The sequence below is a fragment of the Hyalangium sp. genome (assembly GCF_045802625.1).
Taxonomy (GTDB): Bacteria; Myxococcota; Myxococcia; order Myxococcales; family Myxococcaceae; genus Hyalangium.
This window is the reverse complement of the sequence record NZ_JBJMQP010000257.1, coordinates 1-2258: the sequence shown is the minus strand read 5'-3', so window position 1 is coordinate 2258 and position 2258 is coordinate 1. Positions and strand designations below refer to the sequence as shown.

Below are 2258 nucleotides of genomic sequence, written 5' to 3'. Positions count from 1 at the left end.
CACCTCGGCATATATCCAGTCAAGCACGGCCTTCGGCGTGATGTGGTGGTAGGCCCGGTCCTGCGGGTCGGCCTTGTAGAGCATGCGCAGCTTCCAGCCCAGTTCCTTGAAGACCTTTTGGTACTCCAGAACTTGAGTCGTGATGTGAATGCCACGCGCGTGCGCCGCCCGCTTGAGCAGCCGGACGAAGTTGTCCACCGTGTGCGTGCCACCGGCCTCGCGGGTGGCCTTGTCGATGCCGAGCTGCTTCTCCAGCGCGCGCATCTCCTGCGCGGCGGCCGTGAGGGCCTTCTGGTACATGGCCACGTCGGCCGCGTCGATCTTGGCGCGCTTGTAGCGCCCCGTCGGGACCTGCTGAGCGTCCAGCTCTGGCTCCATGCCGTTGATGGCCGTCTGACAGCGGTACATGACGATCTGCTGCTGGAGCAGTGCGCCGAGTGTCACCAGATCGTTGTGCTTGACCAGCACGTAGTCCTCGCGGTAACGCTCAAGCGCCTGGCTCCACAGGTCCACCTCATCGGGCGTCTGAAGGTGGAGCATGCCGCCTGCGGGCAGCTCCACGGCGTAGGCAGCCGCTACGGGGTCAGTGCCGTTGCTCTCTGACAATGGTCGCACTCCTCTGGTTGATGCTTCACCCACCGCTCGTCAATGTCGAGCGGCCCGTACTTGTCTTCGAGCTGCACTGCGCTGACGCCTAGCACTTCCCACACGTAGCACACGTTCTGCTGCTTCCACACGGTGACGGGCACTGCGATCTTACCCGGTCCGGCCCACTCGAATGCCATGTGACAGTCCGTGCAGAGCCGCAGCGCGTTGCGCGTGTCGTACAACGGGAGGTGCAGGCGCTTGAGAATGCCCTTCGGGCACACATGGTGCGCGTGCCAGTAGCGGCCGAAGCCGTCAGGGCGTGACCCTTTGGCCCTGCCACACACCGCGCAGAGGCCCTGGTAGCGCGCTTCCTCATGGAAGCTGCGGGGGTCGGAGATCGCGGCGATACGTGTCACAGGTAGGCTCCGTACAACCGCTTCAACAGCTCGAAGCCCTGCCTGACCAGATCGCCGTCCTCCCACGAACGCACGCGCCAGACCTGCACCACCTCCATGGGCACGAACTCGCGGTGCTGGCGAGCGCGCCAGTAGCGTCGGAACAGGTCGTAGTTCTCGAAGCCCTCGCGCTTCAGCAGCTCGGGGTGCTGTGACACCTCGAACAGCGGCTCGCGCCTGAACTCCTCCAGCACCATGAGCTTGTAGTCGTTGTCGTGGCCCCGGCGCGTGCGGTACGCCACAACTGGAGTTGGGGTCTTAGCCTTGGTGATGCGCGACCCCTCGCGTGGTGTAGTGCGGAACTCAGTCTTCTCGCCCAGCACCAATCGAGGCCAGTCCACGGCCGGGACGCGCAGGAAGAGCGTCACCGCCTCCGCGCGCTCTGCCCCCTCTGGGGCGACGCCCTTGTACCTAGCCATTGGCCACCCTGGCGGGCCGCATCGTCCACGGAGGCATCCAGCGCACAGGCTGTGTGTCAGCGCGGAGATAGAGCGGGTGCCGAGGGCAGCCGTCCTTTGTCTGGCCGAGCAGGTAGAGCGGCTTGCCCGCGCCCGCGAACATCGCCCTGATCTCGTCCTGGCGCGAGCCGGGGCAGTGGGCGCCCCAGGCGGCGATGACAATGCCGCAGTTGACAGCCGCCTGCTGGAGGTAGGTGTCGGTCTGCGGGCCGATGGCACCCATGCCGCCCATGACCTGCTTCAGGTCACGCGGGTCGGTGGCACGGAAGGCGTAGGCGTTGAGCATCCACAGCGCGCCGTAGCCCCAGTCCTTTGCGAAGCGAATGCACCGCCTGACAGTCGGGTCGTCCTGGGTCTCGTCCGCCGTGGACGGGTTCAGGCCGATGAACGCACAGATGGGCTTGGAGCGGTCCCAGTAGCGCCACAGGAGGTAGCGCCACGTCCGGCAGGGGGAGAAGATGGCCCCCGTGTCGAGTCCGTCAGGCGAGTCGGGCACCTGTCACCTCCTCGGCGTACTCCAGCACCGAGCGCAGCGCCGCCTCCGGGTCGAACAGCTCAGCCGGGAGGCGGCGACGTATGCACGGCGGGAGCAGGAGGGCGATGAGCAGAGGGAGCATTACAGCCCAACTGAAGTCAGCAGCTCCGATAGGTCGTCGGGTATCTCGCCCAGCTCGCCCAGCTCCTCCGCCATGGCGGCCATGGCCTTGAGCGGTCCGAGCCTGGTGTCCGCGAGCGCGTCGAGGCGCTTCTCGGTGCT

The 2258-nt window shown here is 66.3% G+C and carries 4 protein-coding genes; all 4 read right to left on the bottom strand.

The genetic code is table 11. The annotated features are described in order from the left end of the window. A partial coding sequence (locus tag ACJ8AT_RS39645; protein ID WP_407743200.1) for a hypothetical protein occupies positions 1 to 540 on the bottom strand: 540 nt, incomplete at its 3' end. A 35-nt stretch (positions 541 to 575) separates the two neighbouring features. Beyond that, the gene (locus tag ACJ8AT_RS39640) at positions 576 to 1004 is read right to left on the bottom strand and encodes an HNH endonuclease (RefSeq protein WP_407743199.1); all 429 of its coding nucleotides are present in this window, start codon (positions 1002 to 1004) and stop codon (positions 576 to 578) included. Then, the gene (locus ACJ8AT_RS39635; RefSeq protein WP_407743198.1) at positions 1001 to 1462 is read right to left on the bottom strand and encodes a hypothetical protein; all 462 of its coding nucleotides are present in this window, start codon (positions 1460 to 1462) and stop codon (positions 1001 to 1003) included. Before ACJ8AT_RS39635 ends, ACJ8AT_RS39640 begins: the two co-directional genes overlap by 4 nt. Further along, a complete protein-coding gene (locus ACJ8AT_RS39630) occupies positions 1455 to 1997 on the bottom strand; it encodes a DUF1643 domain-containing protein (protein WP_407743197.1) in 543 nt (180 codons plus the stop codon). The genes ACJ8AT_RS39635 and ACJ8AT_RS39630 overlap by 8 nt, the downstream gene beginning before the upstream one ends. Between the last annotated feature and the right edge of the window lie 261 nt (positions 1998 to 2258).

What these genes read in the sequence shown, in the direction of transcription:
- ACJ8AT_RS39635 (WP_407743198.1), bottom strand. Translation starts at nt 1,462, where the DNA reads ATGGCTAGGTACAAGGGCGTCGCCCCAGAGGGGGCAGAGCGCGCGGAG.